At 44.6% G+C, this 5,263-nt stretch carries 3 protein-coding genes; 2 read left to right on the top strand and 1 reads right to left on the bottom strand.

All coding sequences use genetic code 11. From position 1 onward, the window contains the following. Positions 1-443: 443 nt before the first annotated feature. Positions 444-2,567 (bottom strand): serine/threonine-protein kinase, encoded by a 2,124-nt coding sequence (locus IM450_RS07120; RefSeq protein ID WP_287668983.1) that lies wholly within the window; start codon positions 2,565-2,567, stop codon positions 444-446. 208 nt (positions 2,568-2,775) lie between these two features. On the opposite strand from IM450_RS07120, the gene IM450_RS07115 reads away from it, so the two are divergent. Further along, positions 2,776-3,444: a hypothetical protein gene (locus IM450_RS07115; RefSeq protein ID WP_287668980.1), complete on the top strand. Its 669-nt coding sequence runs from the start codon at positions 2,776-2,778 to the stop codon at positions 3,442-3,444. Between the two features lie 368 nt (positions 3,445-3,812). Next, complete coding sequence (locus IM450_RS07110; protein ID WP_287668977.1) at positions 3,813-4,982, top strand: HhoA/HhoB/HtrA family serine endopeptidase; 1,170 nt, start codon at positions 3,813-3,815, stop codon at positions 4,980-4,982. Positions 4,983-5,263 lie beyond the last annotated feature (281 nt).

The raw sequence follows: 5,263 nt of genomic DNA, 5'->3' as shown, positions 1-5,263 counted from the left end.
AGTTGTTGATGCAGTTGACGAATCGAAGTCATGTTCAGTTACCGGTTACAACCACCGTCAGGAGCAAGCAACAACCCCGGACAGCAAAGACTATTTTAGCGTCAGTTTGGCTGTCGGTCAGCTAATCCCCTAAAATTAAAGTAAAGCCTGGGAGGAAAACTAGAGTTATGACTTTTAATATCCGACAATTAGATAATTTAGACTACGATTTAACCGAGGCACCCTGGTCAGTAGAAGAAGTGAGAAATAGAAGATTAAAATTAATTCTAAATCTGGCCGATGGGTAAGAAATAATGGTGATTATAGACGAAACGGGAGACAAAAAGATATGGTGGGAGCTTATTGGCACTTGGGAGAACTGAAAAAACAGTTTTATCAAGGACGGGAATTATTGCCGAGAAATAGCGGTAAAAAGGGATAAAGCTCCAGAAAAAGAGCGGAAGTTAGGGAACCGGTTCCTCCCTATCGACTTTGGGGGTTTGGTTTTGGGGAGATTGCTGAAGTTCTTGCCAGCGAGTTTCTGCCAGTTGTTTTTGTGTTTGCACTTCTCGGTCATTGGAACGATAACGAAGTGATTCTTGATAAGCTTGAATCGCTCGCTCGTATTGACCGAGTTTAAACCAACTATTGCCTAAACTTTTCCATGTTTCGGGGTTATCTTTTTGTCTTTGAATCGCCTGTTGATAGGCATTTATGGCTTGAGAATTGTCGCCTAAACGATAGCAAGCGTTACCGATACCGATAAAAACTTCGGCTTTTTGGGAAGAAATGCGGCGAGCTTTTTCGTAGGATGTGATCGCTTCTTGAAATCTTTCCAGTTGATGAAGTAATGCCCCTTGATTTAACCAGGCTTGATAATAATTAGAATTGGCTTTAGTTGCTTGATTAAATGCCTCCAAAGCTTCTGAGTTGCGGCCTAATTTTTGCAGAATAATCCCTTGACTATAGTGAGCTTGGGAAAATTGGGGATTAAATTGTCCGGCTTTGCTATAACTTTCTAAAGCATCATTAATTTTATTTAATTGATACAAACTATTACCTTTTTGATACCAAATTAAGGCATTATCCGATTCGATCGCTAGAGCCTGATCGTAGGCTTTAACTGCCCCTTCATAATCCTCAAGATTTTGTAATGACCAGCCTTTTTTATACCATATTTTGGCATCATTTTTTTGAAAAGTTAACAATTTTTCAAGAGCTTTTTGGGCGGCGGAATATTGTTGCAGTTCCAGATAAATATCGGCTTTACCTTGCCAAGCTTGACTAGCAGCAGGATTAAGAGATAAGACCCGCTCAAAACTTTCTAAAGCCTCCTGATTTTTGCCTAATTTATCTAAAGCTTTCCCGCGACCGAGCCAAGCTTGCCAAGCGGAATCCGGGTTAATTTGAATAGCTTTTTCGTAGGTATTTAAAGCTTCCGAGTATCTTTTTAAAGCTAATAAAGCATCGGCTTGTCCTTGCAATGCCTCAAGATAATCGGGATTAATTTTTAAGGCTTTACCATAGGAATTAAGGGCATCAGTATAGCGTTTAAGTTGATAAAAAGTCTGACCTTGTTGATAGTAACTAAGAGAATTACGAGAATTTTGCCAATAATCAAAACCCAGATAAGCACCAGCTATTAAACCAATTGTCCCAGAGACAAACAAGATTTTTGTTAGCCAAGATTTCCCTTGACGAGCAACTCGACCTTGGGGTTTCACCGCCTGGGTAGTTTTCGGATCGAGATGATGAATTTTTCCTAATTTTCTCAGAGCGATTAATGCTTCACTGGCGCTGGTATAACGCTGACGAAAATCATAGCGGATCATGCGCTCGATAACATCACTAAACTCGGCGCTAGTCATGGCCAAATGTTGCCAGAGAATTTCCCCCGTGCGAGCATCCAATGGAATATCTTCGGGAGCTTTACCGGTCAAAGCTTGTAATCCAATAATACCAGTGGCATAGATATCGCTACTAAAACGGGGATAACCTTGGGCCTGTTCACTGGGGAAATAACCGGGGGTACCGATAGCGACTGTAGAAACGGTTTTACCTTCTTTAACTACTTGACTGCTAATTTGTTTGACAGCACCAAAATCAATTAAAACCAATTGATCATCTTGGCTGCGACGAATAAGATTGAAGGGATTAACATCGCGATGGATCACCTGTTTGTGATGGACAAATTCGAGAATTGAGAGAATTTCTGTTAATAAAGCCACTACTTTCTCTTCATTTTGCCTATAGACACCGGCAGTAATTTCTGTGGCTAAATCTTCCCCTTCAATGTATTCTTGCACGAGGAAAAATTGCCCATTTTCCTCAAAATAAGCAAATAAACGGGGAATATGGCGATGATTGCCCAATTCTTGCAGGATTTTCGCCTCGGTTTCAAACAGTCGTCTAGCGATGGCTACAGTTTCGGCATTCCGGCACTGGGGTTGAAATTGTTTGATCACACAGCGATTTTGATTGGGTAACTGGCGATCGCAGGCCAAGAAAGTCTGTCCGAATCCCCCTTTTCCCAATTGACGGATAATTTGGTAGCGATGACTAAGGATTTTTCCGGCAGCGAGTTCCATAGACGATGGCAATCCAGGGTTTTTTACTATTCTAGGCTTTTCGGCTTTCTTTTGCGGTCGCTGGACAAAATGCGGCAACTCTCCCATTCTACTTTTTTCCCTCTCTATAGGGAAAAAATTCCCTGTGGAGGGGACTGACATGACAGACAGAAAAAAATAATCTAGAAACAGAGAAGGTTCACTGTTGTTTTTTGAGAGGATAACCGCTATGTCTATCAATCCCGTTACTAGAGCCGGCACAGCTTTACTGATTACCCTGCTCATGGGGTCGATGTCCGGTACTTTTCCCGTCCTCGCTCAAAGTAATATTAATCGGCCACGTCTGATCGCTCAACAAATCTCGATTCCGGCCGGAACAGTTATCCCTTTGAATTACGAGAAAGCCGATAAAATTTTAGTTTCTAAAAGTGATGTTATTCCTCTGACTTTAACCGTAGCCAGAGATATTCGTGACCGGAATGGGAGTGTGGTGATTGCAGCGGGAAGTGAAGTTAAGGGTACTTTAGAAGCAGCAGGCCGAGGTGTGCGGTTTATTGCCGATGAAATTGGCCTAGATGGGGGCAATCGCATTATCCCCCTCAATGCCACTTCGCGATTAATTACTACCACTGAAACCCTGCGTAAAGGGGCAAAAACTCAAGATATCTTAGCGGGAACCGTCGCCGGTGCGGGGGCAGCCACAGCGATCGCTGCTGTTACTGGCGATCGCAAGATCGAAGTTCTCGATGTCTTAGCGGGGGCAGCCGTGGGAACCCTTGCGGGATGGGGTTTACCGACGGCGGGAATTGTTGGTGGTAGTTCCGTGCAGTTATACTCTGTTAACCCCGATCGAGATTTAAATATTACCCTGCAATCGCCCCTAGTGATCAGAGATTAGTTAGGGTCTGCTGAAAAAGTTTTTCGTGGTGTGGGGTGTGGGGTGTGGGGTGTGGGGTGTGGGGTTTTAGCGATTTTGAGGTAGTCAGTTACCTAATTTTCAGGGAAAAAGTCCAGGAATTTTACCCCCGATCACTCCAATGGTAGGCACTTTTTGAGGTCAAAAAAGTCTAAAAGCCTTATCCAACAAGGTTTTTAGATTTATTCAGCCAGCCCTAGTAAACGGCAAACCATGACCAAATCCGTCTGCTGGCGGATTTGGTGTCAACCATCGATTTAATCGGAGCGATCGATTTGTTAGATTTTTAATAGTCGGTCTGTCAACCGATAGACAGAAACAGTTAAAACATCAGAATCAGAGATCAAAGTATGAAACTTCCTACAGGGTTACGGCGAACTATTACCCACGCTTTGGCAACTTTTCTGGGAGTTATGCTCGGTTTTAGCAGTTTAGCGGCGGTAAATGCTCAAAATCTGCCCACTGCTGCCGCCGATCTGGCCAGAATCCCCCCGGAGATGACGGCGGAAAGTTTTGTCGCTAAGGCAGTGGCCCGCACGGGTGCGGCAGTGGTGCGAATTGACACCGAAGCGATCATTACTCGTTCCAATAGCCCCTTTTTTGATGATCCTTTTTTTCAGGAGTTTTTTGGGGAACAGTTTCGTGTTCCCACCCAGCAGCGAGTGGCGGGCCAGGGATCGGGTTTTATTATCGATGGCAGTGGTTTAATCTTAACTAATGCCCATGTGGTCGATAATGCCGATAAGGTAACGGTAACTTTAAAAGATGGTCGTAGCTTCAAAGGAGAAGTACGCGGTACTGATGAGATCACTGATTTAGCCGTGGTGAAAATTAATCCCCAAGGGGAAAAATTACCTGTAGCCGTCCTCGGCAATTCCTCATCCATACAAGTGGGGGACTGGGCGATCGCAGTAGGCAATCCCGTCGGTCTAGATAATACGGTAACTTTAGGAATTATTAGCACGATCGGGCGCTCGGCGGCTAAGGCGGGTATTCCCGATAAACGCATTGATTTTATCCAAACCGATGCCGCTATTAACCCGGGCAATTCCGGCGGTCCTTTACTCAACGCCCAAGGGGAAGTCATCGGCATCAATACGGCGATTCGTGCTGATGCCATGGGGATCGGTTTTGCCATTCCCATCGACCGGGCCAAGCAGTTACAAGCGACCCTAGAATCAGGTCAAAAGGTGGCCCATCCCTATATCGGTGTGCAGATGGTTAATCTAACTCCCGATTTAGCCCGGGCTAATAATCAAAACCCCAATTCTTCGATGATCGTGCCGGAAGTGTCGGGAATTTTGGTGGTGAAAGTCTTACCCAATACCCCCGCCGAAAAAGCCGGGATCCGTCGCGGGGATGTGATTGTCAAAGCTAATAATCAACCGGTTAGCGATGGCACTGAGTTACAGGAAATGGTGGAAAAAACCGGCATCGGTCAGTCTTTACCCCTAAGAATCAGAAGGGGTGAAAGGGCGATCGATCTCACCGTAATCACCGCCCAAATGTCAAATCAGTAATCGGCGGTCTGGAGTCGGTCGTCAGGAATGAGGAGATAGGGTGATAGGGTTTTGGGGTAATAGGGTGATGAGACCGCTTCCCCACTTACCCACTTCCCCGCTTGCCACTGTTCACTGATAACTGAATTAACACCCACTTACTTAGGGTTTGCTGAATAAATCTAAAAACCTTGTTGGATAAGGCTTTTAGACTTTTTTTCCCTGAAAAAGTGCCTACCATTGGAGTGATTGGGGGGAAAATTTAGGGATTTTTTCCCTGAAAATTAGGTAATTGACCACCT

The organism is Microcystis sp. M083S1 (assembly GCF_020246405.1).
Lineage (GTDB): Bacteria > Cyanobacteriota > Cyanobacteriia > Cyanobacteriales > Microcystaceae > Microcystis > Microcystis aeruginosa_C.
The sequence above is the reverse complement of the archived record's forward strand: the minus strand, read 5'-3'. Positions and strand labels throughout refer to the sequence as shown.

Bases quoted from the DNA above. Each gene is read 5' to 3' on its own strand.
- IM450_RS07120 (WP_287668983.1), bottom strand. From the start codon at position 2,567: ATGGAACTCGCTGCCGGAAAAATCCTTAGTCATCGCTACCAAATTATC.
- IM450_RS07115 (WP_287668980.1), top strand. From the start codon at position 2,776: ATGTCTATCAATCCCGTTACTAGAGCCGGCACAGCTTTACTGATTACC.
- IM450_RS07110 (WP_287668977.1), top strand. From the start codon at position 3,813: ATGAAACTTCCTACAGGGTTACGGCGAACTATTACCCACGCTTTGGCA.